Here is a 23,896-nt window from a genome sequence, read left to right as displayed (position 1 = left end):
TCACTCCAGCACATAACTCTCTTTGACATTTCTTGTTTCGAAGTCCAGCCGACCACGCCCGCAAACCGACATGTCTTGGAACAAGTCGGGCTTCTTGATGCCTGCTTCAACACAGGCTTCTCTCAATTTGGGGGTGCAAATGACAATGCCCATGTTCTTCTGTTTGAAGATATGCGCATCGCCAACAATCTCCTCCTTGAAATAGAAGCAGGCGCCTCCGGCGCGGTCGTAGTGGACGCCTCCATTCTCGCCGATCAAAAGCCTAAACTTCGACGATTCGAGATCCACGGCATCAATCTTGCGAACGATGTCGCAAAGGTAGTGCTTTGGTTCGATCGGCTTTCCGCTCAAATAGAATACGTCGCAGTCGTTAAACACGACCCCATCGGGGTCGACTGACTGCAGAACGTCCTTCAGGCGCTCGGATACAAGCCAGTAACAATGAAAATCTTCTAAGTCTTTTGGTGGCCTGCAATAGGCTGTCGCTTCAGGCCGTAGCCTGGGCGTCTCCGGGTACTCAGGAAAGCCGTATCCCCCAAACTCCGTCGGCCCGAGCAGTATGCGGGGTGGCGGCACCAAAGCTTGGGCGTTTTCCAGCTGAAGACAATGGGACCCGCCGCGATATGTCGGTCCGATCTGGAAGAATTTTCCATGTTTCTTGAATTTCGCCTCTTTGCGGAAAACCCGCTCTGGGACTTGAGCTGGCCTATTCTGCGGGCGGTTCCGGTTGGCAAACAGTTTTGCAATGAGTGAAATAATGGTCACGTGCGCGCCTGCTCAGTTTACCGACTTTCGAGTTCAAGACTAAATCGCGTGAGAGTACCCGTCCACCTGCTTCGCGCCCGAAGTGGCGCAAATGCTGAAGGGTTAGCCGGAACCCTGATACACCGGGTTCCGGCTTTTCCTCACGCCTTCGGCAAATAAGGGATCGTTCCAGCGAGATCGGTATCGTCGATCAGTTGGAAGCGGCTGTCGCTGCCCTTCCGGCGCTCCGCCACAAACGGAGCGTATTGCGGATCGTTGGTGAAGGCTTCGGCTGCCTTTGCCGACGGAAACGCCATGATGGCGATCAGGCTGGTGTCGAGCGGCTTGCCCTCCAGCGTCTTCACATTGCCGCTGCGGGCGAGATACTTGCCGCCATGCTTGTGGACGAGGTCATGCACCGAAGCGGCATAGGCCGGCACCCATTTGTCGTCCTTCACCTTGATGTCTGCGATCACGTAAGCGGTCATTGTCCAACTCCTCATGGATCGGCACCGGACTGCCCGGTGACGTGACCGCTGCCTCGCATGGCGGCGCCGGACCGCTCCAGTCACAGAACTGTACCGGGGGTGCCAGTACAGCTTCTGTACTGGCTGAACTCAGGTTTTCTGAATAAGGTCCGGCAACATCTTTTGGAGCTCACCACATGACACAAGCCGGTTACAAGCAATTCTGCCCGCTCTCCATGGCCGCCGAGCTGCTCTGCACACGCTGGACCATGGTGCTGCTGCGCGAACTGGTGGCGGGATCGACCCGCTTCAACGATTTGCGCCGCGGCGTGCCGAAAATGTCGCCAACCCTTCTGTCGCAACGGCTCAAGGACCTCGAGGCCGGCGGCATCGTCGAGCGGACCGAGATCGCGACCGAGAAGGGCGTGTTCGAATACCGGCTGACCGAGGCGGGCCGGGATTTGCGCCCGGTTGTCGAGGCGATGGGGTTTTGGGGCCAGAAATGGATCGAGGCCAGGCTGTCGCTCAAAAACCTCGATCCGTCGCTGCTGATGTGGGACATGCGGCGCAATCTGAACCCCAGTCCGCTGCCGGACGGGCGCACCGTGATACAATTCCTGTACCATGACCTGCCGGCGTCAAAACGATCGTGGTGGCTGATCGTCGAAAAGCAGGGCGAGGTCGATCTTTGCTGGTACGATCCGGGCTTCGACGTCGATCTCTACGTCTCGACCGATCTGTGCACCATGACCTCGATCTGGATGGGGCTGACGACAGTTCACAAGGAACGCGACAAGATCAGCCTGACCGGCGATCTCGACGTCGCCGGCAAGATGCAGATCTGGCTTGGGCTCAGCCCGTTTGCGGTGATGCCGAAGCGCGTGGCGGCTTGAGGTCCCTGCGCATTCCACAGATCGGCTTGCCTCTAAAAATACTAGTTGCAAAATGCAATCAGTTTGAATACTGATTGCAAATCACAACTGGTCACCGAAAGGGAGTCTCCATGTCCAAACTTCGCGTCAATGCCTTCACCTTGTCGCTCGACGGTTTCGGCGCCGGTCCTGACCAGGACCTGCAAAATCCGCTCGGCGTTGGTGGCGAATATCTGCACAAATGGATGACCGGCACCCGCACCTTCCATGAGATGGTCGGCAAGGATGGCGGCACCACCGATGTGGACGACCGGTTCACTGTCCGCAGCTTCGACAATGTCGGGGCCTGGATCCTCGGCCGCAACATGTTCGGCCCGATCCGTGGCGAATGGCCAGACGAGAGCTGGAAAGGCTGGTGGGGCGACAACCCGCCCTATCACGTGCCGACCTTCGTGCTGACCCACTACAAGCGCGACCCCATTGTGATGGAAGGCGGCACCGTTTTCCACTTCGTTGCCGGCGGCATCCACGCCGCGCTCGAACAAGCAAAGGCCGCGGCCGGCGGCAAGGATGTCCGCGTCGGCGGCGGCGTTTCCACCATCCGGCAATATCTGCAAGAGAAGCTCATCGACGAGTTGCATCTGGCGGTGTCGCCGGTGTTGCTCGGGAGGGGCGAGAGCCTGTTTGCCGGGCTGGATATGCTGAAGCTGGGTTACCAGTGCACCGAGCAGGTGGCGACAGCGCTCGCCACGCATGTGACGATCAAGCGGGTGTAGTGGCGAAGTGATAGGCGCAGGCTTCTTTCTCCCCGTTCTACGGGGAGAAATGCCCGGCAGGCAATGAGGGGCAGCGCTGCTTTTGGAGGTTAGCAGCGTCCGACGGCTGTGAATTCGTCGATGCCGGCGCTGCCCCTCATCCGCCCTTCGGGCACCTTCTCCCCGTGAAACGGGGAGAAGGAAAAGTGCTCAATACTTCTCCGGCACGTAAAGCTCGCGCGGCAGGACCTGGCGCTCGTACTCCGGGTTGAACACCCGCTCGGGCAGCGTGATTTCTTCGTGCGGCACGTCCTCATAGGGCAGCTGTTTGAGGAGATGGTCGATGCAGTTCAGCCGCGCCCGCTTCTTGTCGTTGCCTTCGACGATGTACCACGGTGCCTCTGGGATGTTGGTGCGGGCAAACGTCTCTTCCTTGGCCTTGGTGTACTGCTCCCAGCGCACGCGCGACTGCAGGTCCATCGGCGACAGCTTCCACTGCTTCATCGGGTCGTGGATGCGCATCATGAAGCGCATCTGCTGTTCCTCGTCGGTGATCGAGAACCAGTATTTGACCAGCGTGACGCCGGAGCGGACCAGCATGCGCTCGAACTCCGGCACGTCGCGGAAGAACTCTTCGACCTGATCGGGTTCGGCAAAGCCCATCACCCGCTCGACGCCGGAGCGGTTGTACCAGGAGCGGTCGAACAGCACGATCTCGCCGCCGGCCGGCAGATGCGGCACGTAGCGCTGGAAATACCACTGCGATTTTTCGCGCTCGGTCGGCGCCGGCAGCGCCACGACGCGGCAGATGCGCGGGTTGAGGCGCTGGGTGATGCGCTTGATGACGCCGCCCTTGCCGGCGGAATCGCGTCCTTCGAAAACCACCACCAGCTTCTTCTTGTGGTAGGCGACCCAGGACTGCAGCTTGATCAGTTCCGACTGCAAGCCGATCAGGTCGCGGAAATACTGCATGCGGTCGATCGACGGCGGATGCGCGTTCTTGTAGATCTTGGAGATCTCCAGCGACAGCGCCGGCTCCGACATTTCAAGCTCATAGTCCTCGTCGAGCATGTCGGCGAGTTCGGCTTCCAGCCAATCCCTGGCCGGAGAATTCTGCTTCAACTCGGTCATTTCCACTGCTCCGCTTGCCGGCTGGCATGAAACCCTGAGCCGACTCGATATAGGCCGCCAATGACGGTTTTATTGCAAGCCGCCGGCCAGCCGGTCATCACTGCAAACCAGCGAGCATTGCCGATCCATCGCCCTGGGATGGCGACAAGCCGCTCAAATTGTCCTACAATTGGCGGACCCCTTCGGGCTTCCCCGCCCTTTCCTGCTAAAACCGCCTCCCCACCAAAACTACGAGGATCTGACATGGAATACCGCACGCTTGGCCGTTCCGGCTTGAAAGTTTCGGCGCTGACCTTGGGAACCATGACCTTCGGCGGCAGCGGGCCGTTCGCCGCCGTCGGCAATTCCGATCTCGCGGAGGCCTCGCGCATCATCGACACTTGCATCGATGCCGGCATCAATCTCATCGACACCGCCAATGTCTATTCCAACGGTCTGTCGGAAGAGATCATCGGCGAGGCGCTCGGCGGCAAGCGCAAGAACGACGTGCTGATCGCCTCCAAGGCGCGCATGCGGATCGGCAAGGGCCCCAATGACGAAGGCCTGTCGCGCCATCATCTGATCCGCGAATGCGAGAAGAGCCTGAAGCGCCTCAGGACCGATGTCATCGACATCTATTTCCTGCACGAATGGGACGGCGCGACGCCGCTCGAGGAAACCATCTCCGCGCTCGACACGCTGGTTGCCCAGGGCAAGATCCGCTATGTCGGCTGCTCCAACTATTCCGGCTGGCAGGTCATGAAGGCGCTCGGAATCAGCGACAGCCAGCACCAGCCGCGCTTCGTCACCCAGCAGATCCACTACACGCTGGAAGCACGCGAGGCCGAGTATGAGCTCTTGCCGATCTCGGTCGACCAGGGCCTTGGCGTTTTGGTGTGGAGCCCGCTCGCCGGCGGCCTGCTGTCGGGAAAATACCGCCGCGACAGTCCGACGGCGCGCCAGATCGGCGGCTGGTCGGAACCACCGATCCGCGACGAGGACCGGCTGTGGCGGATCGTCGACGTGCTGGTCGACATCGGCGCCACTCGCGGCGTCTCGGCGGCGCAGGTGGCGCTGGCCTGGCTGCTCGGCCGGCCAGCCGTCAGTTCGCTGGTGATCGGCGCACGCAATGAGTCCCAGTTGAAAGACAATCTCGCCGCGGCAAGCCTGACGCTGTCCTTTGATGAATGCCAGCGTCTCGATGCCGTCAGCCGGCCGCCGGTGCTCTATCCCTACTGGCACCAGCAGTTTACGGCGAAGGACCGCTTCGGCCCGGCCGATCTGGTTATGGACCGCAGCGTCATCTGACTTAAGGGCGCCGGAAGCCGCTAGCCCGCGATAAACCGCCAGACCTGCGGATCGGGCTCGATCTGGCCGCTGAGCACGAAATATTTGTAGAGCACGAGCAGGCAGATCGCCTGCTCGGCCCGCTCGTCGGCGAAGTTGCGGCAATAGGCGTTGGCCGCCGCAACGATGCGCTGGGCCTCGGCCGGATGTTTCTCGAGATGGTGCACGCGCTCGGCCAGATCGCTGAAGTCGGGCGCCAGCGGCACATAATGGACATCGGGCTCGAGCTGCCCCTCGGCGAACCAGGTCTCGTAAGTCGGCGGCGGCATCAGGCAGAGCGAGTTCGAGCTCATGATCCATTTCAGATTGGTCGCGACATCATTGCCTTCGAGCGAGATGATGTAGCGGTAGCGGCGCTGCTGATCGATGCTGAGATAGGGCTTGCGGTATTCCGCAGGTGCTGTCGCCCTCGGCGTGCCGACATCGCAGAACGGCAGATTGCGGGCTGCATCCAGCAACAAGGTGCGGATCGGATTGTTGAGTTCGCCGCGCCAAACGACGAGCGGATGCTTGTCGGCGAAGGCGACATCGTCGGCCGGCATGTAGAAATGACGGAACTTGTTCAGCTTGAACAGGACGCCGTTGCTGTTGTCGCCCGCTATCGGCCGGTCCTTGACGATCGACGGCATCTTCGGCACTTCGATGACGTCGCCGAATTCCAGGTCGATGCGCAGATCTGGGTCGAAATAACGGGTGAACTCCTTCAGATCGTAATAGTACATGCTGCGGTCCGACGGCAGCCGGCTGACCGGCACGGCCTCGGGGCTGGGGCTAAAAGGCTCCCGCAGCGTGTTGTAGTAATTGAGCCGCTGGCGGACGGATGCGTCGGAAAGCCTGGCCTGATCGAGCAGCCGGCCGAGCCGGCGCCGGAAAAGAACCGGCGGCGCGATGTCGCGCATGGCGTTGCGCGCATAGTAGATCAGCTTCTGTGCGTTTCTTTGAAGCGTGGCCATCGGTCGTTTTGATTCGAAATCGGTCGGCGGCGGCTCCAGCAACTGTCCCGCAGCCTTTTCTAAACCATTGTGTTCGCCATCACGCAAGTCCAGAACCGCTGGCATCTGCCCTCGCGGCGCTGTTGTGTTTGCCGGCCAATGCTTCTAGGCAGGATCAGGCACAGCGAAAGGAAACGATATGGCTCGACCACCGAATTACGGTCAGGAACGCAAAGAGCGCGACCGGCAGAAGGCCGCCAAGAAGGCGGAGAAGCTCGCCGCCAAGGTCGCAGCCAAGGAGCGCGCCGAGCCTGAGAACGAGGCAAGTTCCAAAACCGACACCGAGACAGAAAAATAGGCAAGACAGGATCACCGGCCCGCGAAACGGGCCGGATCCTGGCAAAATGCCGGTGTGATCAGGCCGATGTGATCAGGCCGGGGCCTTGTCGCTGACGAAGACGTTGACCTCGCGCGCGGCGGCGATGAAGGCGCGTCTTGCAATCATCGCCGGCTTGTCGCCGGCCAGCGCGTCATGGCAGGCCTGCAGCGCTTCGCGGTGCTTGGGGCTGCGCTTGCCGGGCCAGCTGTTGAGCAGGTAATCGGAAGCCTCGCGCACCGTACGCAAGAGCTGAGTGCTTCCCTCCGTGCCCGACTTAACGGTCACGGGTGTTTCAAATCGGTTGTTTTCCATGGCCGCCTCTTACGCCATCGGCGTCCGCGAAGCGAGGCCGAAAGCGGATCGCGACGGCGTTCTTTCGTTTTCGTGACCAGTATCAAGCGGCGACGACGGCAAAACCCCTGGCGCGCAGGCCGCGCCGGTCATTGTGCAACGACGTCACCAGGCGGGCGCGGCTGCCGGCTATATGGGCGGAAAGTCGCGCCGCCGCCGCATCGGCATCGCCGGCCCGCACCGCTGCCAGAATGGCGTGATGCTCGCTCCAGGCGCGGCCAAGGGCCGCCTCGTCGCGCACCTCCAGCCAGCGCGCCCGCGACAGCCGCGTCATGGCATCGCGCACGGCCCGAAACAGGAACTCGTTGCCGGAGAGCCGCGCCAGTTCGATATGGAAATCCATGCCGACGCGGTGCCATTCCTCGCGCGGCGTGGCAGTGTCGCAGGAGTCCAGCATCGCCTCGATGACATCGGCTGCGCTCCTGTCGGCCAGCGCCGAAGTCAGCCTGACCGCCGCGACCTCGACCGCTTCGCGGTACACCGCGATCTGTTCCAGTTCGGCAAGGTTGATCGGCGACACGGTCCAGCCGCGCCCGTCGCGGCAGATCAGCCCTTCCGTCTCCAGCCGCAGCAGGGCTGCCCTGACCGGCGTGCGCGAGGCGCCGAAGCGGCTCTCGATCCAGCGCTCCGTCAGCCGCTCGCCAGGACCGACCTCAAGGCCAAGGATCATCTCGCGAAGCGCTTTTTCGACGATCTGCATCTGCGACATAGTTGCTTCCATTGCTGGCGATCGGCCTTGCCCGTTGGTCTTGCCGATCACATTGAGAGCGCCTGATTGACAGCAGCCGGGCTTTGCGTCCATGAGGTACCAAGTTGGTATCCCAGAATGGTATCCGCAGCAAGCGGACAGGACAGGACATGCCGCAGGACAGTGCAGCGCAGGCCGCCGAAGCGCCTTCCACCTACAACATTCATTGGCGGCGCAACCTGCTCGTGTGCTTTGCCGGATCGTTCAGCACGCTTGTGGCGATGACGCTGTTGCTGCCGTTCCTGCCGCTCTATGTCGAACAGCTGGGCGCCCTGGGCCACGCGGCGATCGTGCAATGGTCCGGCATCGCCTTCGGCGCCACCTTCCTTGCCGCGGCCCTTGTCGCACCGCTGTGGGGGCGGCTCGGCGACCGCTACGGCCGCAAGGTGATGCTGGTGCGCGCCAGTTTCGGCATGGCGATCTGCATGTCGCTGACCGGCATGGTGCAGACCGTCTGGCAATTGGTGCTTTTGCGCCTGCTGATCGGCTTTGCCGGCGGTTATTCCTCAGGCTCGACGATACTTGTCGCCATGCAGACGCCGAAGGAGCGCTCCGGCTGGGCGCTTGGCGTGCTGTCGGCCGGCATCACCGCAGGCTCCCTGGTCGGCCCGTTGCTTGGCGGCGCGCTGCCGCCATTGATCGGTATTCGCGCCACCTTCCTCATCGCGGGCGGCGTCATTTTCCTGGCGGCGCTGGCGACGACGTTCCTGATCAAGGAGATGCCTCGCCCGCCAATGCAGGCACAACCCAAGGAGAAACCAAAGGGCGGTTGGGCGCAGATCCCCGACAAACGCCCTGTCGTGGCGATGCTGGCAACCGGCATGCTGTTCACCTTCGCCAACATGTCGATCGAGCCGATCATCACCGTCTACGTCCAGCAACTGGTCGCGGACGCAAGCCGGGTGACGCTGGTCTCCGGTGTCGTCATGTCGGCGGCCGCACTCGGCGTCATCCTGTCGGCGTCAGGCTGGGCAAGCTCGCCGACCGCATCGGCCACTGGAACGTCATCGTCGCATCGCTGGCCGTCTCGGCGCTGCTGTTGATACCGCAGGCCTTCGTCACCGAGAGCTGGCAGTTGGTCGGGCTGCGGTTCCTTATGGGTCTGGTGCTGGGCGGGCTGTTGCCCTGCATCACCAGCGTCATCCGCCACAATGTTCCCGATGGGGTCGGCGGCAATGTGCTGGGCCTGGCAATCTCGGCGCAATATGTCGGCCAGGTCGCGGGGCCGCTGCTGGGCGGCTTCGTCGGCGGCCATTTCGGCATGCGCGCGGTGTTTCTCGGCACGTCGGTGCTGATGGCGGGCGGTGCCGCGTATAATTGGCTGGCCCAGGCGCGCCGCACGCGCGACATGCTGGCGATATCGGAAAAATCCTGACAGACAGGTCGCGCCGCCTATCGTCAATCACGGAGCCCGAGACATGAGCATCGCCGAGTCAGCACCAGCAAACAGCGCGCGCATCCTCGTTTTCGCCGGCGGCATTGCCGGCGCGGCGGGCGTGGCGCTGTCGGCGGCTTCAGCGCATCTCGGCGGCGCGTTCGTCGGCACGGCCGCATCCTTCCTGCTCATGCATGCGCCGGTGTTTTTGGCCGTCGGCCTCGCCGGCGCAAACCGGATCTTGCGGATCGGCAGCCTGGTGCTGCTCGTCGGGCTTGTTCTGTTCTGCGGCGATCTGCTGGCACGGGATTTCGTGGGATCGCGGCTGTTCCCGATGTCGGCGCCGATCGGCGGCACCTTGCTCATCGCGGGCTGGCTGGTGATCGCGGCCTCGGCGCTCGTGCGGCAACGGTCCTGACGAGCCAAGAACCCTGCCCCATCAGATATCACACGAGGCTTAATCCTGCCGGTTTTGCGGCAGCAGGTCGCGGTTGCGCTTGGCAGACTTGGTCGGCCGCCGCCTTTCCGGCTGCTCCGTGGCAGGCGAGATACCCCAGTAGTTGCGATAAATGTCTTCGAACAGATGCTTCACGAGATGCATGTTCGTTCTCCTCTTCAAGAACTTGAATCGATCCAATCAGCTGGCACGAAAATGCCGGGGCCGATCAGTTGCGCTTGCGTTTCACAAGGTATTGCAGGTCACGCCTCCACGGCCCGACCTTGTCGCGGCGCTTGCGGGTGGCGGCGTCGGAGACTATGCCCCAATCATTGCCATAGATGTCTTCGAACAGATAATTCACGGGATGCATGGCACCCTCCTCTTGAATCGATCCAAGTTGTACTTGGTGAATCCCTTGGATCGATTCAAATATAGACTCTCTCCGCCGTCCGATCAAGGGAAAATTTGAACCGATCCAACGAAAGTGCTAAACAGGCTCCGGTTCAGGAGACGAAAATGACGGCATTGACCTCCGGCAAGACGAGACCAGTGCGGCTTGCCGACATCGCCAAGGCGGCCGGGGTCTCGCACGGTACCGCGTCCAACGTGTTCGCTCGCCCGGAAATCGTGCGCGAAGAGGTCCGCGAGCGGGTCAAGGCGGCGGCGGAAGCGATGGGCTATGCCGGCCCGGATCCCAAGGGCCGGCTGCTGCGCGCCGGCAAGGTCAACGCCATCGGCGTGGCAACGGCAGAACCATTGTCCTATTTCTTCGACGATCCCTTTGCCCGCGTCATGATGGCCAGCATTTCGCAGGCCTGCGACGCCACCGGCGCCGGAATTTCGCTGGTCTCGGCCGCCAACAGCGAGCAGCTCGCCTGGAACATCCAGAGCGCCCTGGTCGACGGCTTCATCGTGTTCTGCATCGAGGGTGGGTCGCGGCTGGTCGAACTGGCGCGCGAACGCAAACTGCCTTTCGTGGCGCTTGATCTCGATTCGGAAAATGAGGCGGTCGCTGCGATCGGCGTCGACAACGTCGCCGGCGCGGGTCTGGCGGCGCGCCATCTGGCCGAGTTCGGCCATCGCAGCTTTGCCGTACTCGCCCTGGAATCTGCCGACGCTGGCTTTGGTCCCGTCACGCAGGAGCAAGTCGAGACGACATCCCTCTACTCGGGCACACGCGACCGTCTGCGTGGCTATTTCGGCGAGCTCTCCCGCTTCGGCATCGACGTCTCGCAAGTGCCAATCTACGAAACCCTCAATGACGAGGCGAGCGTGCGGGCCGGCCTCGATCATATTTTCGCGCTGCCGCAGACGCCGACGGCAATCCTGGCCATGTCGGACAAGATCGCGCTGCATGCGCTCGACTGGCTGCGCGAGCGTAACATTGCCGTGCCGGGCGATGTGTCAATCGTCGGCTTCGACGGCGTGCCGGAAGGCGCCGACTCCGAGCCGCCACTAACCACTGTCGCCCAGCCGATCGCCGAGATGGGCCGCCTGGCCGTCAAGGCGATCCTCGAAAATGACGGCTCGCAGCACCGGCAATTGCTGCCGGTCGATCTTGTGGTGCGGGGGTCGTCCGGCCCCTCGCCTGCTAGCTAGGCGGCTGATGTGGGATCATCGGCTTAGCCTTGGCATCGCGGGCATGCCGAAGGTCTGGTGAACGGCTGGCGCTTCTTTGCGAACCGGCTTTTTGCCCAAGCCGATGCCGGACAGCCACTCAAGATAGAAGGCGAGCGCGAATTGCATGGCGATGCCGGCCGAAATCAGCAAGACGTCATAGGCAAAGCCGCCCGGATTGATCAGCTTCATCACCTGCGCCGCCATGGCGATCAGCGTGCCGGCGAGGAACACCGGCAAGGAGCGCTTGCCGAGCAGCGCTAGCGGATGATCCGGGCTGAGACCGAACAGGTTCGAGAAAGCCGGCAGGGCGACGATCAGATAGCTCACCGCCAATATGTGCAGGAGCCGCGGCAGCGACAGGAACGTCTTGTCGAAGCCGCCGATCACCACGGGCAGGTTAAACCACGTTATCTCGCCCCAGAGCGGGCTGTGCACCCAGACCGCCGCTGCCGCGACATAGGTCGCCGCGGCGCCCACCAGCCAGCGGTTCACCGGGAACGTGCCGCCGCGCCTGACATGCAGCATGCCGGCAAGGCCGATGTTGAACAGGAATTGCCAGGACAGCGGGTTGAGGAACCAGAAGCCGGGCTCGGGATAGTTCGGCGGCGCGATCTGCCAGAGGCCGGCGACGAGCCACAGCGCGCCGGAAAAGACCAGCGCCGGCAGCGGCCGGTAGCTGACGAAGAGCAGGAAGAGCGGCGCCATCAACAGCAGCGCCGCATAGACCGGCAGGATGTTGTTGTAGCCAAGCTGGTGGCCGAGCGTGACAATGCCGATCATGACCTCCGGCGTGTTCTTCATCAGCGGCTCGATGTTGATTAGCTTGAGCAGTTCCGGCCGCCGGCCGAACACCGCCGCGGCGCAGAATAACGCCATCACAACCATGGTGGTGACGATGTGGGCGCTGTAAAGCACGCCGGCCCGGCGCCACATCTTCAACGTCGCCAGTAGCCGGCCGCCCGGCTGGAACTTGTTGCCATAGGCGAGTGCGACCGACATGCCGGAAATCAGCACGAAGGCTTCCGCCGCGTCCGAGAATCCGAAATTCTTGTAGGTCAGCGTTTCGAAGACGGTGCCCGGCACGTGGTCGATATAGATGGTCAGGAGTGCGAGCGCGCGGAACACGTCAATGCGCGTGTCGCGATCGGGGATACGCGGAGCGCGATCGGCGATACGCGGAGCGCGATCGGCGATACGCGGGGCGCGATCGGGCGGAACTGGCAGGGTCATCGACAAAAGGCCTCAAAGGAGAGCAAGGGTGCTCGCGTTGTTCATGCCGGGATGCGACCATCGGCGCACACCGCTTCGATTCCTCCCGCAGGGAGCATATCGGCGCAGAAACGGTCTGAAATGAGCCTGCTGCAATCACATTTCGCGGAGCGTGAAAATATTCCGTTTTGAAGCTGGCAAAGGACCAATACCCCGTGAAATCAATGAGATATGAGCGTGCATCGATATAGCGACGAGAACGCCTTTCTGCATCAGGATCTGGCCTTTCCCTACCGCCTCCTCAAGCCGGAGAATGCCGGCGGCGAGAGCCTGTTTTTACTGCACGGATCGGGTGTCGACGAAACGACGATGGTGCCGATTGCGAGGCAGATCGCCCCCAACGCCACGCTGGTCGCGGTGCGTGGCCGCATCCGCCAAGAAGACGGCTTCCGCTGGTTCGAGCGGATCACGCCGACCAGTTTCGAACAGGCCAGCATCCGTGCCGAAACATTGGCCTTTGCCGCCTTCGCAAGCGAGGCCGCAAAGCGCCACGGGCTCGACCTCGCCCGGGCGACTTTCGTCGGCTATTCCAACGGCGCCAATCTGGTTTCCAGCCTGATGCTGCTCAACTCCGGCCTCGTCCGAAAAGCGGCGTTGCTGAGAGCAATGCCCGTGCTTGACGATGCGCCGGCAACCGATCTGACAGGAAGGCGCGTCCTGATTGTCGCTGGTGCCGCGGACGAGACCTACGGGCCGTTTGCGCCGCCACTGGTGAGGCTGCTCAACAAACATGGCGCCGAGGTAGATGCGCGCATCGTGCCTTCAGGTCACGAAATCGGCGACCCGGATGCCGCCATCGTCCGGCAATGGCTGGCGGGACCAGCATTGGTCGCACGCCAGGCAGGCTAGGAGACCTTGGTAGACCGCATCGGCGCCCGGCGGAACAGCTGAGCAGATGCTCGTCGCCTAGCCCTGTCCCATCCGGTTCCAAGCATCGAGCCCGGCGATCTTGTAGGCTTCGGCCAGCGTCGGATAGTTGAAGGTGTTGTTGACGAAGAAATCAACCGTGCCGCCGAGGTTGATCACCGCCTGGCCGATATGGATCAGTTCGGTGGCGCCTTCGCCGACGATGTGGGCGCCGAGCAGGCGGCGCGTTTCGACCGAGAACAGCAGCTTCAGAAAGCCGGAGTTGACGCCCATTATGTGGCCGCGCGAGGTTTCGCGGAACCGCGCCAGACCGACTTCATAAGCAGCGCCGCTCTCGCGCACCTGCTCCTCCGACTGACCAACGGTGGAGATTTCCGGCACGGCGTAGATGCCATAGGGGAAGGTTTCCGGCGGCGGTGGCAGTTGCACGCCGAAGGCGTGGCAGGCGGCCACCCTGCCTTGCTCCATCGATGTCGAGGCAAGGCTGGGGAAACCGATGACGTCGCCGGTGGCATAGATGTTGGGCGCACTGGTCTGGAAGGTCTGCGGATCGACCTTGATGCGGCCCCGGGAATCGGCCTCGATGCCGACCACGTCGAGGCCGAGGCTGCCGAGATTGCCGCTGCGGCCGGCGGCGTAAAGCACGATCTCGGAGCGGATGGTGCGGCCATCGGCGAGCGTCACTTCGGCATAGTCCGGTTTTGAGACGATTTCCTTGACCGTACTGCCGAGGCGAATGGTCATGCCGCGGTCGCGCATCTGGTGGATGAAGTCGTCGACGATCTCGCGGTCGACGAAATCGAGGATGGTGTTGCGCGGCTCCACCAGCGTCACCGGCACGTCGAGCGCCGAAAAGATCGTCGCATATTCAACGCCGATGACGCCGGCGCCGATCACCGTCAGCGTGCGCGGCAGATGGTCGAGTTCCAGCATCTCATCGCTGTCGAAGACGCGGATCTTGTCGAAAGGCACGTCGCGCGGCCGGTGCGGCCTGGTGCCGACCGCGATCAGCGCATTGGTGAAACCAACCTCCGAGTAGTCGCCATTGTCTGCCGTCAGGCTGACCTTGTTTGGGCCGACGAATTTCGCCATGGCGCGCACGCTTTTGACGGCGTTGCGCATAAACTGGTGCTGCAGCACCTCGACCTCGTGGTCGAGCGTCTTGTGCAGCCGCTCGACCAGGTCGGCGATGGAGATGTCCTGCTTGACCCGGTAGCCGCGGCCGTAAAAGCCCCGCTCGCGCCAGCCGGACAGGTTCAGCACCGTCTCGCGCAGCGTCTTCGACGGGATGGTGCCGGTGTGCACCGAGACGCCGCCGAGGCGCCGGCCCCTGTCGACCACCAGCACCGATTTGCCGAGCTTGGCCGATTGCACCGCGGCGCGGCGCCCGGAAGGGCCGCTGCCGATGACCAGCATGTCGTAATCCATGTAACCCCGTCCCCTCGGCGTCTTGTTGCGCCGCAGCAAGCTAACGCCATCCGTCCACCAAATTCAATCGGCTCAACCTCGTCACACTGCCGAGCCGGACCGATGGACGAACCGATCTTGATTCCGCCCGCGGTCTTCACCATTTCAGTGGCGGCGCACCCTAGCGTGGCGCCTGTTACGAGGACATGACATGAACGCGCGCGTACTTGACGGCGAAATCATCACCAGCAGGCTCGACGACGTCAGGGCCTATGACGGTGTGCGCACGCGGCGCATCCTGGCCTTCATCATCGACTATTGCATCGTGGCGCTGCTCACCATTCCGTTCGCGATCCTGGTGGCCGTGCTTGGCCTTTTGACATTCGGTCTTGGCTGGGCGCTGTATTCCATCCTCGTGCCGGCGGTCGCCATTCTCTACATCTGGAACACGCTGGGCGGTCGCAACCAGGCCACATCAGGCATGAAGATGATGGGCATTCGGCTCGATCGTCTCGACGGCAGCCGTATCGACGGCCTCACCGCCGTTGTCCATTCGGTGCTGTTCTGGGCGAGCACGGTCATCCTGACGCCGCTCGTCCTCCTGGTGACGCTGTTTTCCGATCGCAAGCGCACACTGCACGACCTGCTGCTTGGCACCGTCGTCAGCCGCAGCGACCGTTGAACCGGCGTTCAACCGACGCCAACAGGCATTTGTGCGCAAATGTGAAGGGGTCCGTTCAACCCCGCCTTCACAATCCTGTTGAATTTTTCGCCAGCCAAGCCAAAGGTAGAGCGATTCGCAGGAGTGTTCCCAAGGTTCGATGACGCACCATCCGACCCAGTCGCCGCAGTTCTTCCTGACCGCGCCATCGCCGTGCCCGTATCTCGAGGGCCAGTTCGAACGCAAGGTGTTCACGCATCTGGTCGGCGACAAGGCGCCGGAGATGAACGATCTGTTGACGCAAGGCGGTTTCCGGCGCTCGCAGAACATCGCTTACCGTCCCGCCTGCGAGACCTGCCGCGCCTGCGTCTCGGTGCGTATCCTGGCGCAGGAGTTCACCGCCAGCCGCAACATGAAGCGGGTGATCCAGCGCAATTCCGATCTGATCGGCGCCATGCACGACGCGCAGCCGTCGACCGAGCAGTATTCGCTGTTTCGCGGCTATCTCGACGCCCGCCACCGCCGCGGCGGCATGTCCGACATGACGGTGCTCGACTACGCCATGATGGTCGAGGATACCCATGTCGACACCAAGGTGATCGAATACCGGCGCCGCGGCCCCGACACATTCATCACCGGCAAGGGCCAGGGCGAGCTGATCGCCGTGGCGCTGACCGACAAGATGGCCGATGGCCTGTCGATGGTCTATTCCTACTTCAATCCCGAGTTCGAGGACCGTTCGCTCGGCACCTTCATGATCCTCGACCATATCGCCCGCGCCCGGGCCATGGGCTTGCCCCATGTCTATCTCGGCTACTGGGTCAACGGCTCGCGCAAGATGAACTATAAAATGCGCTTCATGCCGCAGGAGCATCTCGGCCCGAAGGGCTGGGAACGCTACGACCACGAAGCGGTCACGCGCTGATTTTTCTTCTTACCAGATCCTGATCTAAACATTTTCAGCCGAGACGATGCTGGTCTTCCGCCCGTTGGCGGGGCGATTGCGCCGACCGGCATCTGCTCAAATCATTGCGAAAGCCGTTGCATGTCCTCTCACAATGCCCACACCAAAGGACTCCTGCTCACCGCGCTTGGCGGGCTGGCGCTGACCATCGACATTCCCCTGATCCGGCTCGCCCATGGCGAAGCCTGGACGATCCTTTTGCTGCGCGCCGGCTGCACCTTCGTGGCGGGGCTGATCGTGTGGGCCATCTGGCGCTCGTTCAGCAAGAATGCTCCGCAGCTGATACCCGGCTGGGCGGGGCTCGTCGTCGCCACCCTCTACGGGCTCGGCGCAATCGCCTTCATCACCGCCGTCTACAACACCTCGACCGCCAATCTGGTTTTCATCCTGGCCTTCTCCACCATGTTCTCGGCGCTGCTCTCGTGGCTGTTCCTGAAGGAGCGACCGCAGCCGCTGACGCTTGCGGCAATGGCGCTGATGATCGTCGGCATCGCGATCATCGTCGGCGATTCCGTCGGCACGGGAAATCTGTTCGGCGATGTGATGGCGCTGTGTTCAGCCTTGGCGATTGCCTGCGCCATCACCGTTTCACGCGCCAGCGGCAGGGATATGGGATTCACCGCGCTGACCGGCGTCCTGCTGCCGTTCGGGCTGGCGGCGCTCATGGTCTCCAGGACCGGTTTCCAGGTGGAAGCGCCATGGTGGATCGTTTTCAACGGCGCCGTCATCATGCCGTTCGCCTTCTTCTGCCTGGCCAATGGGCCGAAATACATTTCAGGCCCGGAAGTGGCGATGTTCTATCTCCTGGAAACGGTTCTGGCGCCGGTCTGGATATGGATGATCTTTGCCGAGGCGCCGTCGCGCAACAGCCTGATCGGCGGCGTGATCCTGATCGTCACGCTGGTCGCGCATTCCCTGTGGCAGTTGCATGAAGGGCGCAAGCGCCGGGCAGCGCTCGCCGTCGCTTACCCAGCCTGACTTTTCTTCGCCGGGCCGGCGACAATCTCGATCTGCGGCGGCCCGCCTTCGAGCTCGGCCGCCCCGTCGGGAACGGTGTCTTCGGCCAGTTCCACCTCGCGCAGCCATTCGCGCCATATTGCCACCAGCAGCGCCATCAGCACGGGGCCGATGAACAGGCCGAGAAAGCCCATCGTCTTGACGCCGCCGATCAGGCCGAAAAAGGTGGGCAGGAAGGGCAATTTGATCGGTCCGCCGACCAGCTTCGGGCGCAAGGTCTTGTCGACGATGAACAGTTCCACCGCGCCCCAGATGAACAGCGCCAGACCCGCCATCGGCGAGCCGCTGGCGGCGAGGTAGATCGACACAAGCGTAAACGACAGCGGCGCGCCGCCGGGGATCAGCGCCATCACGCCGGTCAATGCGCCCAGCGTCACCGGCGACGGCACCCCGGCCAGCCAGTAGGCGATGCCGAGCACCAGCCCCTCGCCGATGGCGATCACGGTCATGCCGGTAACGGTCGAGGAAATGGTCGCCGGCACGACGCGCGAAATCCGCTCCCAGCGCGTCGGCAGGATGCGTTCGCCGAGCCGGTCGATCTGGCCGGCAAAGTGTTCGCCGTCGCGGTAGGCGAAGAACAGCGCGATCATCATGAACAGCAGCGTCAGCAACAGGCCGAAGGCGCTGCCGCCGGCAGCCAGCACGCCGCGATAGATGCTGCCGATATTGGCGCCGCTGACCAGCTGGATCAGCTCGCCGATGCCGCCGGGATGGCCGAAATTGTCGATCCACTGTTCGTTCAGCCACTCGCCGACGACAGGCAGCGAGGTGATCCAGTGCGGTGTGACCGCGCCGTGCCTGTTGGTCTCGATCGCCCAGCCGACCCATTCGCGGACCTCGTTGATGGCGTAGGTGCCGGCGAGCGCTATCGGCACCACCAGGAAGGCGAGGATGAACAGGATGGCGAGCGTCGCGGCGACGGTGCGGTTGCCGCCGACACCGGCAAGCAGCCGGCGGTAGAGCGGCCAGCTGGCAAAAGCAATGACGAGGGCTGCCAGCACGGGAAACAGGAACCCGTGGAAGAAATAAACGCCGGCGGCGACGATCAGCACCAACAGCCAGCGCGCAGCCGACAGCGGCGGAATGACGGCGGCCCGCAACGGTGTCGACAGGCCGAACAGGCGCTGCTGACGTTCCGGCTTCTGGATCTTCGCTTCCTTCAAACGGTCAATTCTCCCCAGCCTACACAGCGTTTATGCACTGTTATAGTGCCGCAATCGTGACGATAGTCCAAATGCCTTGGGATCTCCCCCCTTGAGGGGGAGATGGCCGGCAGGCCAGAGGGGGTCGCCGCGCATGAAGCGCCAGCCTTCTCTGCCAGCGAAAGGGTGTCGTGTCAGGACGTACCGACCCCCTCTGTCGCCTTCGGCGACATCTCCCCCTCGAGGGGGGAGATCCCTACCCAAATTTCCNCCCCTCTGTCGCCTTCGGCGACATCTCCCCCTCGAGGGGGGAGATCCCTACCCAAATTTCCCCGTCCGCGGGAATCCCTTCGGCACCATCCGTCCGGCCGACGCTCTCGCGCCGATCCATTCCGCCAGCTCCTCGCGCGACCTGACGAAGGTGCGGTCAGCGGAATCCTGCCAGGACAGGCCGCTCGCCAGCGTGAAGGGTCTCAGGTCGAGCAGACCGCCATCCTTGTATTTCTGCAGGCGAACGCCCTTGCCGCGGCCCATCTCCGGAATTTCGGAGAGCGCAAACACCAGCATCTTGCGGTTCTCGCCGACAATGGCGAGATGATCGCCTGACACGGGGACGCAGGCCTTGGCCTCGTCGGGCGCCTTGACGTTCATCACCTGCTTGCCCTTTCGGGTGTTGGCGACGACCTCCTCCTCCGGCACGACGAAACCATTGGCATCGTAGGAGACGAGCAGCAGCTTGCGTTTCGGGTCATGGACGAAGGCGGTGACGATGTCCTGGTCGTTGTCCATGTCGACGATGATGCGGATCGGTTCGCCATGGCCGCGGCCGCCCGGCAGCCGGTCGGCGCCGATGGTGTAGAATTTTCCGCCGGTGGTGAAGACCAGGATCTTGTCGGTGGTCTGGGCATGGAAGGCGAGCTTGAGGCTGTCGCCTTCCTTGAAGGTGAGCGTGGAATGGTCGGCCAAATGGCCTTTCATCGCCCGCAGCCAGCCCTTTTCCGAGACCACCACGGTGACCGGCTCGCGCTCGATCATGGCGTGCGCGATGTCGGTCAGATCGTGCTCCGGCGCGTCGGCGAACTGGGTGCGCCGCTTGCCGAGTTCGGTCTCGGGGCCGAACTTGTCGCGAACCTGCGTGACTTCCCATTTGATCGTCGACCATTGCTTGGCGTCGGATGCGAGCAATGCCTCGATCTGCTTCTTCTCGGTGGTGAGACCGTCGAACTCCTTGCGGATCTCGAACTCTTCCAGCTTGCGCAGGGCCCGCAGCCGCATGTTGAGGATGGCTTCGGCCTGGGTGTCGGTGAGCGACCAACGGGCCATCATCACCTGCTTGGGCTCATCCTCCTCGCGGATGATCCTGATGACCTCGTCGATGTTGAGATAGGCGATCAGGTAGCCGGCAAGGATTTCCAGCCGCTTCTCGATCTCGCCAAGCCGATGCTTCGAGCGGCGGATCAGCACATCGCGCCGATGGTCGAGCCACTCCTTCAGCACGCCCTTCAGCGACAGGACGTTAGGCACCTTGCCCCGCGACAAAACGTTCATGTTGAGGGGAAATCGGCTTTCGAGCTCGGTCAGCTTGAACAGCGATTCCATCAGAATGCCGGGATCGACCGAACGGCTCTTCGGTACGAGCACAATGCGGACGTCCTCGGCGCTTTCGTCTCTGACATCCTCGAGCAGCGGCAATTTGCGCGCGATCAACAGCTCGGCGATCTTCTCGATCAGCCTGGCCTTCTGGATGCCGTAGGGGATTTCAGTGACGACGATGCTCCAGGTGCCCCTGCCCTGATCCTCCTGGCCCCATTTGGCGCGCACGCGAAAACCGCCGCGGCCGGTCTCATAGGCCTCCAGGATGGATGCGCGGCTGTCGACGATGATGCCGCCGGTCGGGAAATCCGGCCCCTGGACGAACTCCATCAGCTTTGTCACGGGCGCGTCCGGCTGCTCGATCAACTGCAGCGCCGCGTTGCAAAGCTCGGCGGCATTGTGCGGCGGGATGGACGTGGCCATGCCGACCGCAATGCCGGAGGAACCGTTGGCGAGCAGATTCGGGAAGGCGCCGGGAAGCACTACGGGCTCCTCGTCCTCCTCATTGTAGGTTGGCCGGAAATCGACGGCGTCCTCGGTGATGCCGGCAAGCAAATCGCTCGCCACCTCGGTCATGCGCGCCTCGGTATAGCGCATGGCGGCGGCGTTATCGCCGTCGATATTGCCGAAATTGCCCTGCCCGTCGACGAGGGGATAGCGCATGGAGAAATCCTGCGCCAGGCGCACCAGCGCGTCGTAGATCGACTGGTCGCCATGCGGATGGAACTTGCCCATCACGTCGCCGACGATGCGGGCGCATTTGGCAAAGCCCTGGTCGGGGTTGAGCCTGAGCAGCCGCATCGCATGCATGATGCGGCGATGCACAGGCTTCAGCCCGTCGCGCACGTCAGGCAGCGCCCGGTGCATGATGGTCGAGAGCGCATAGGCAAGATAGCGCTCTTCCAGCGCCTTCTTCAGATCGACCGGTTCGATGTGGTCACCGCCGCCATTTTCAGGCGGCAAAATCCTTTTTCCCATGCGGCTGGACTAGCCGAGCGGGTGATTCGCGGCAAGGCGGGGCTGCGGAAATCCGCACTTTGCAGCCTTTGGGCTTACGAGGGCGGCTCAAGGTCCGACAATGGATGTGACGGACTTCATGTTCCCCCTTGCCGTCCCTGTGCAACAGCAACGGTAGCAGTGCTGTTGCCAACCAACATCAATCTGTTACACGCCCTCTCTAAGGCAGGAGACGGTACGCAGGGGAGCCCGACCTTCATGACATATTCACCGCGTCGGGCGAAGGCTCCCGCTCCGATTTGCCTTTTGCCGTGATTTTCGACAACTCTGCGGGAAAGCGCCTTTTTCCCGTCCAGTTCGTCACGGAATGGTGATGGCGTAGAATTGAGAAAACACTTTTTCAGGACTCTCTCAGGGAACTCGCGATGACAATCCAACGTTCGACACTCAAGAAACTTGCTTTTTCGACCTTTTTGCTGACGCTGCCGCTGAATGCCGCCTTTGCGCAAGACACGGCGGTTGCCGACCGACTGAAGGCCGCACTTGCCGTCCAGGGCGTCGATATCACCTGGACCGGCGTTACCGGCGACAATTCCAGCATGGTGCTGCAGGGCGTGTCGGTCAAACCGGCGGCCGAAAAGGAGGCGCTGCCGATCGGCGACGTCAAGCTCGAGAGCGTGACCGAAGCCAATGGCGGCTTCGATGTCGCGACCATCACGACTTCGGCCTTCGAGCACAGCAAGGACGGCGTCACGCTCAACCTCACCCCCTTCGTCATCCACGACGCCAACATCCCGGCTGAGGGCGCTACAGGCCCGCTCGGCTCGATGATGATCTACAAGTCGGCCGAACTCGAAAACCTGACGGTCAAGGTTGCCGACAAGACCGCCTTCTCGGTGGATGGGCTTGCTGTCCAGATCACGCCGCCGGCCGACGGCAAGGCGATGGAGTTTTCCGCCACCACGGAAAAGTTCAACGCCGACCTGACCCTGGTCGACGATGCGAAATCCAAGGAAGCCATCGAGGCCCTCGGCTACCAGAACATCTCGGGCAATATCGAAATCGGCGGCACCTGGCAGCCGAGCGACGGCAAGATGGACCTGTCGAAATACGACATCTCGGTCGAGAATGCCGGCACGCTCGGCATGACCTTCGGCCTCGGCGGCTACACGGTCGACTTCGTCAAGTCGCTGCAGGAGATGCAGAAGAAGATGGCGGCGCAGCCCGAAGGCGCCGACAATTCGGCGCAAGGCATGGCCCTGCTCGGCCTGTTGCAGCAGCTCTCCTTCAACAGCGCATCGATCCGCTTCGATGACGATTCGCTCACCGGCAAGGTGCTTGAATATGTCGGCAAGCAGCAGGGCATGTCGGGCAAGGACATCGCCAACCAGGCCAAGGCGATCGTGCCGTTCGGCATGGCACAGCTCAACAATCCCGAACTGACCGCCGAAGTGACGGCGGCGGTGAGCAAGTACCTCGACGATCCGAAGAGCCTCGAGATTTCGGCCGAGCCGCCCGCAGCGGTGCCGTTCGCGCTGATCATGGCCGGCGCCATGTCCAACCCGGCCGACCTGACCAAGACGCTGGGCGTCCACGTCAAGGCCAACGAAGACTGATCGAAGTTAGCTCCCTTCTCCCCGTCACTATACGGGGAGAAGGTGCCGGTGTCCGAACCGGATAGATAGGTAACAGAATGGACCGATAGCATGGGTGACAGTTTTCTTGTCCGCCGGAGGACCGGCGATGGTTTGGCGAGAGACTGGCATCATGGACGAGCGGCTACGGTTTGTTGTGGAGTGTCTTTCTGGGGATGAGACGATGGTTGCGCTTTGTGCGGCCTACGGGATCTCACGCAAGAACGGCTACAAATGGCTAGGACGCTATCGGACGTTTGGGCCTGAGGGTTTGCACGACCTGCCGCGAGCCCCGCTCAATCATGGCCGGGCGACAGCTCAGGATCTGGTTGAGCGGATTGTGGCGGCCAAGGAGCTGCATCCGCTTTGGGGTCCAAAGAAGATCGTGGCACGGCTCAGGCGCACGGCTCCCGAGTTCATGTGGCCTTCAGCCTCGACGGTCGGCGCGATCCTTGCGCGGCATGGGCTTGTCCGCGCCCGCAAGCGACCCCGCCTGCGGGCCTGCGGCAATGGACCCTGGCCACAGCCGCAAGAACCGAACGCGGTGTGGACTGGCGATCACAAGGGCTGGTTCCGGACCCGCGACGGCTGGCGTTGCGAACCCTTGACGGTGATGGATGCGTCGAGCCGCTACCTCCTGGCGCTCGAAGCGACGGGATCGACGGCCGATAGCGAAGCCTGGCCGGTGTTCGAACGGCTGTTTGAAGAGCATGGCCTGCCGGATCGCTCCAGAAGCGACAATGGCCCGCCCTTCGCATCGGCCGGCGTCACCGGACTGACGCCGCTTGTCGTGCGCTTCATCAAGCTCGGCATCACCTTGGAGCGGATCGCACCCGGCAGGCCACAGCAGAACGGACGTCACGAGCGCTTTCACCTGACCATGCTGCCGATGGCCGAGGCACCGGAAGCCGACCGAACGGCACAGGGCCAGGCCTTCGAGACCTTCCGCCAAAGCTACAATGAGGAACGTCCCCATGAGGCGCTGGGCATGGATACGCCCGCCCAGCACTACCGGTCCTCACAGCNCGAAGACGGACAATGGACACTCTCATTCCATGCCCACCCGCTCGGCATCATCGACACACGGCACATGAAGCTTGTCCGCCGCAGCGCCGCGCCAACCAATCCGCTTGGCGCTGCGGCGGACGCATAGGGGGAGAGAAGTGTCACCTATGTATCCGGTTCAAAGTGTTACCCATCTATCGGCTGGAAACCGGCAGGCGGGGCGGCGCGACGTCAGATGGGC

General features: G+C 62.6%; 24 protein-coding genes and 1 pseudogene. 13 read left to right on the top strand and 12 right to left on the bottom strand.

Annotation, left to right across the window (positions count from 1 at the left end; all coding sequences use genetic code 11):
* Together X750_RS1000000164505 and X750_RS149675 are read right to left on the bottom strand one after the other, a co-directional pair.
* Positions 1 to 765, bottom strand: coding sequence for a DUF1629 domain-containing protein (locus tag X750_RS1000000164505; protein WP_023697454.1), 765 nt, complete (start codon positions 763 to 765; stop codon positions 1 to 3).
* A 140-nt stretch (positions 766 to 905) separates the two neighbouring features.
* Positions 906 to 1,232: a DUF1330 domain-containing protein gene (locus X750_RS149675; RefSeq protein ID WP_023673003.1), complete on the bottom strand. Its 327-nt coding sequence runs from the start codon at positions 1,230 to 1,232 to the stop codon at positions 906 to 908.
* Between the two features lie 176 nt (positions 1,233 to 1,408).
* On the opposite strand from X750_RS149675, the gene X750_RS149680 reads away from it, so the two are divergent.
* Complete coding sequence (locus X750_RS149680) at positions 1,409 to 2,104, top strand: helix-turn-helix domain-containing protein (RefSeq protein ID WP_023747581.1); 696 nt, start codon at positions 1,409 to 1,411, stop codon at positions 2,102 to 2,104.
* A 110-nt stretch (positions 2,105 to 2,214) separates the two neighbouring features.
* On the top strand, positions 2,215 to 2,859 hold the full coding sequence (locus X750_RS149685) for a dihydrofolate reductase family protein (protein WP_023697456.1): 645 nt from the start codon (positions 2,215 to 2,217) through the stop codon (positions 2,857 to 2,859).
* Positions 2,860 to 3,048: 189 nt separating this feature from the next.
* On the opposite strand, the gene ppk2 is transcribed toward X750_RS149685, so the two are convergent.
* Complete coding sequence (gene ppk2 / locus X750_RS149690) at positions 3,049 to 3,969, bottom strand: polyphosphate kinase 2 (protein ID WP_023682405.1); 921 nt, start codon at positions 3,967 to 3,969, stop codon at positions 3,049 to 3,051.
* Between the two features lie 243 nt (positions 3,970 to 4,212).
* On the opposite strand from ppk2, the gene X750_RS149695 reads away from it, so the two are divergent.
* Positions 4,213 to 5,256: an aldo/keto reductase gene (locus X750_RS149695; RefSeq protein ID WP_023747580.1), complete on the top strand. Its 1,044-nt coding sequence runs from the start codon at positions 4,213 to 4,215 to the stop codon at positions 5,254 to 5,256.
* 20 nt (positions 5,257 to 5,276) lie between these two features.
* Here the strand turns inward: X750_RS149695 and X750_RS149700 are convergent, their stop codons facing one another.
* Complete coding sequence (locus X750_RS149700) at positions 5,277 to 6,248, bottom strand: glycosyl transferase family 90 (RefSeq protein ID WP_023747579.1); 972 nt, start codon at positions 6,246 to 6,248, stop codon at positions 5,277 to 5,279.
* A gap of 178 nt (positions 6,249 to 6,426) precedes the next feature.
* On the opposite strand from X750_RS149700, the gene X750_RS1000000164500 reads away from it, so the two are divergent.
* On the top strand, positions 6,427 to 6,585 hold the full coding sequence (locus tag X750_RS1000000164500) for a hypothetical protein (protein ID WP_023673009.1): 159 nt from the start codon (positions 6,427 to 6,429) through the stop codon (positions 6,583 to 6,585).
* A gap of 72 nt (positions 6,586 to 6,657) precedes the next feature.
* On the opposite strand, the gene X750_RS149705 is transcribed toward X750_RS1000000164500, so the two are convergent.
* Positions 6,658 to 6,891, bottom strand: coding sequence for a DUF982 domain-containing protein (locus X750_RS149705; protein ID WP_245259900.1), 234 nt, complete (start codon positions 6,889 to 6,891; stop codon positions 6,658 to 6,660).
* Between the two features lie 109 nt (positions 6,892 to 7,000).
* Positions 7,001 to 7,666 (bottom strand): GntR family transcriptional regulator, encoded by a 666-nt coding sequence (locus X750_RS149710; protein ID WP_023689520.1) that lies wholly within the window; start codon positions 7,664 to 7,666, stop codon positions 7,001 to 7,003.
* A 149-nt stretch (positions 7,667 to 7,815) separates the two neighbouring features.
* Between X750_RS149710 and X750_RS01000000162950 the strand changes: the two are divergent.
* Both X750_RS01000000162950 and X750_RS149715 read left to right on the top strand, forming a co-directional pair.
* A pseudogene (locus tag X750_RS01000000162950) lies at positions 7,816 to 9,080 on the top strand (multidrug efflux MFS transporter).
* A gap of 43 nt (positions 9,081 to 9,123) precedes the next feature.
* The gene (locus X750_RS149715) at positions 9,124 to 9,498 is read left to right on the top strand and encodes a DUF423 domain-containing protein (protein ID WP_023673013.1); all 375 of its coding nucleotides are present in this window, start codon (positions 9,124 to 9,126) and stop codon (positions 9,496 to 9,498) included.
* A 39-nt stretch (positions 9,499 to 9,537) separates the two neighbouring features.
* On the opposite strand, the gene X750_RS1000000166410 is transcribed toward X750_RS149715, so the two are convergent.
* Positions 9,538 to 9,681, bottom strand: coding sequence for a hypothetical protein (locus X750_RS1000000166410; RefSeq protein ID WP_023747578.1), 144 nt, complete (start codon positions 9,679 to 9,681; stop codon positions 9,538 to 9,540).
* A gap of 64 nt (positions 9,682 to 9,745) precedes the next feature.
* Entirely contained in the window at positions 9,746 to 9,889 is a 144-nt protein-coding gene (locus X750_RS1000000166405; RefSeq protein WP_023700561.1) for a hypothetical protein, read from the bottom strand.
* A 146-nt stretch (positions 9,890 to 10,035) separates the two neighbouring features.
* Here X750_RS1000000166405 and X750_RS149720 point away from each other — a divergent pair, with 146 nt between their 5' ends.
* Positions 10,036 to 11,118 (top strand): substrate-binding domain-containing protein, encoded by a 1,083-nt coding sequence (locus X750_RS149720; protein WP_023682412.1) that lies wholly within the window; start codon positions 10,036 to 10,038, stop codon positions 11,116 to 11,118.
* 15 nt (positions 11,119 to 11,133) lie between these two features.
* On the opposite strand, the gene opgC is transcribed toward X750_RS149720, so the two are convergent.
* A complete protein-coding gene (gene opgC, locus X750_RS149725) occupies positions 11,134 to 12,369 on the bottom strand; it encodes an OpgC domain-containing protein (protein ID WP_023747577.1) in 1,236 nt (411 codons plus the stop codon).
* A gap of 216 nt (positions 12,370 to 12,585) precedes the next feature.
* Here opgC and X750_RS149730 point away from each other — a divergent pair, with 216 nt between their 5' ends.
* Complete coding sequence (locus X750_RS149730; protein ID WP_245271843.1) at positions 12,586 to 13,257, top strand: alpha/beta hydrolase; 672 nt, start codon at positions 12,586 to 12,588, stop codon at positions 13,255 to 13,257.
* A 57-nt stretch (positions 13,258 to 13,314) separates the two neighbouring features.
* Here X750_RS149730 and sthA read toward each other — a convergent pair whose 3' ends face one another.
* Entirely contained in the window at positions 13,315 to 14,703 is a 1,389-nt protein-coding gene (gene sthA / locus X750_RS149735; protein ID WP_023682415.1) for a Si-specific NAD(P)(+) transhydrogenase, read from the bottom strand.
* Between the two features lie 190 nt (positions 14,704 to 14,893).
* Between sthA and X750_RS149740 the strand changes: the two genes are divergently transcribed.
* From X750_RS149740 to X750_RS149750, 3 genes are all read left to right on the top strand, one after another.
* A complete protein-coding gene (locus X750_RS149740; RefSeq protein WP_023673020.1) occupies positions 14,894 to 15,364 on the top strand; it encodes an RDD family protein in 471 nt (156 codons plus the stop codon).
* A gap of 139 nt (positions 15,365 to 15,503) precedes the next feature.
* Entirely contained in the window at positions 15,504 to 16,268 is a 765-nt protein-coding gene (locus tag X750_RS149745) for an arginyltransferase (protein WP_023682417.1), read from the top strand.
* A gap of 120 nt (positions 16,269 to 16,388) precedes the next feature.
* Positions 16,389 to 17,285, top strand: a complete 897-nt coding sequence (locus X750_RS149750) for a DMT family transporter (RefSeq protein ID WP_023747575.1) — start codon at positions 16,389 to 16,391, stop codon at positions 17,283 to 17,285.
* Here the strand turns inward: X750_RS149750 and X750_RS149755 are convergent.
* A complete protein-coding gene (locus tag X750_RS149755; RefSeq protein WP_023747574.1) occupies positions 17,273 to 18,487 on the bottom strand; it encodes an AI-2E family transporter in 1,215 nt (404 codons plus the stop codon). The two genes, X750_RS149750 and X750_RS149755, sit on opposite strands and share 13 nt — an antisense overlap.
* 297 nt (positions 18,488 to 18,784) lie before the next feature.
* Positions 18,785 to 21,037 carry a DNA topoisomerase IV subunit A gene (gene parC / locus X750_RS149760; RefSeq protein ID WP_023747573.1) on the bottom strand — a complete coding sequence of 751 codons (2,253 nt, stop codon included), beginning with the start codon at positions 21,035 to 21,037 and terminating at the stop codon, positions 18,785 to 18,787.
* 404 nt (positions 21,038 to 21,441) lie between these two features.
* On the opposite strand from parC, the gene X750_RS149765 reads away from it, so the two are divergent.
* The gene (locus tag X750_RS149765) at positions 21,442 to 22,632 is read left to right on the top strand and encodes a hypothetical protein (protein WP_023715386.1); all 1,191 of its coding nucleotides are present in this window, start codon (positions 21,442 to 21,444) and stop codon (positions 22,630 to 22,632) included.
* 127 nt (positions 22,633 to 22,759) lie between these two features.
* Positions 22,760 to 23,803: an integrase core domain-containing protein gene (locus X750_RS149770; RefSeq protein ID WP_023747572.1), complete on the top strand. Its 1,044-nt coding sequence runs from the start codon at positions 22,760 to 22,762 to the stop codon at positions 23,801 to 23,803.
* Positions 23,804 to 23,896: the final 93 nt, after the last annotated feature.

The sequence above is a fragment of the Mesorhizobium sp. LNJC391B00 genome (genome assembly GCF_000502535.1).
GTDB lineage: Bacteria > Pseudomonadota > Alphaproteobacteria > Rhizobiales > Rhizobiaceae > Mesorhizobium.
Note: the sequence above shows the minus strand (reverse complement) of the source record. Positions and strands in the feature narration are given on the sequence as shown.

Bases quoted from the DNA above. Each gene is read 5' to 3' on its own strand.
- X750_RS149675 (WP_023673003.1), bottom strand. From the start codon at position 1,232: ATGACCGCTTACGTGATCGCAGACATCAAGGTGAAGGACGACAAATGG.
- X750_RS149680 (WP_023747581.1), top strand. From the start codon at position 1,409: ATGACACAAGCCGGTTACAAGCAATTCTGCCCGCTCTCCATGGCCGCC.
- X750_RS149685 (WP_023697456.1), top strand. From the start codon at position 2,215: ATGTCCAAACTTCGCGTCAATGCCTTCACCTTGTCGCTCGACGGTTTC.
- ppk2 (WP_023682405.1), bottom strand. From the start codon at position 3,969: ATGACCGAGTTGAAGCAGAATTCTCCGGCCAGGGATTGGCTGGAAGCC.
- X750_RS149695 (WP_023747580.1), top strand. From the start codon at position 4,213: ATGGAATACCGCACGCTTGGCCGTTCCGGCTTGAAAGTTTCGGCGCTG.
- X750_RS149700 (WP_023747579.1), bottom strand. From the start codon at position 6,248: ATGGCCACGCTTCAAAGAAACGCACAGAAGCTGATCTACTATGCGCGC.
- X750_RS1000000164500 (WP_023673009.1), top strand. From the start codon at position 6,427: ATGGCTCGACCACCGAATTACGGTCAGGAACGCAAAGAGCGCGACCGG.
- X750_RS149710 (WP_023689520.1), bottom strand. From the start codon at position 7,666: ATGTCGCAGATGCAGATCGTCGAAAAAGCGCTTCGCGAGATGATCCTT.
- X750_RS149715 (WP_023673013.1), top strand. From the start codon at position 9,124: ATGAGCATCGCCGAGTCAGCACCAGCAAACAGCGCGCGCATCCTCGTT.
- X750_RS1000000166410 (WP_023747578.1), bottom strand. From the start codon at position 9,681: ATGCATCTCGTGAAGCATCTGTTCGAAGACATTTATCGCAACTACTGG.
- X750_RS1000000166405 (WP_023700561.1), bottom strand. From the start codon at position 9,889: ATGCATCCCGTGAATTATCTGTTCGAAGACATCTATGGCAATGATTGG.
- X750_RS149720 (WP_023682412.1), top strand. From the start codon at position 10,036: ATGACGGCATTGACCTCCGGCAAGACGAGACCAGTGCGGCTTGCCGAC.
- opgC (WP_023747577.1), bottom strand. From the start codon at position 12,369: ATGACCCTGCCAGTTCCGCCCGATCGCGCCCCGCGTATCGCCGATCGC.
- sthA (WP_023682415.1), bottom strand. From the start codon at position 14,703: ATGGATTACGACATGCTGGTCATCGGCAGCGGCCCTTCCGGGCGCCGC.
- X750_RS149740 (WP_023673020.1), top strand. From the start codon at position 14,894: ATGAACGCGCGCGTACTTGACGGCGAAATCATCACCAGCAGGCTCGAC.
- X750_RS149745 (WP_023682417.1), top strand. From the start codon at position 15,504: ATGACGCACCATCCGACCCAGTCGCCGCAGTTCTTCCTGACCGCGCCA.
- X750_RS149750 (WP_023747575.1), top strand. From the start codon at position 16,389: ATGTCCTCTCACAATGCCCACACCAAAGGACTCCTGCTCACCGCGCTT.
- parC (WP_023747573.1), bottom strand. From the start codon at position 21,037: ATGGGAAAAAGGATTTTGCCGCCTGAAAATGGCGGCGGTGACCACATC.
- X750_RS149765 (WP_023715386.1), top strand. From the start codon at position 21,442: ATGACAATCCAACGTTCGACACTCAAGAAACTTGCTTTTTCGACCTTT.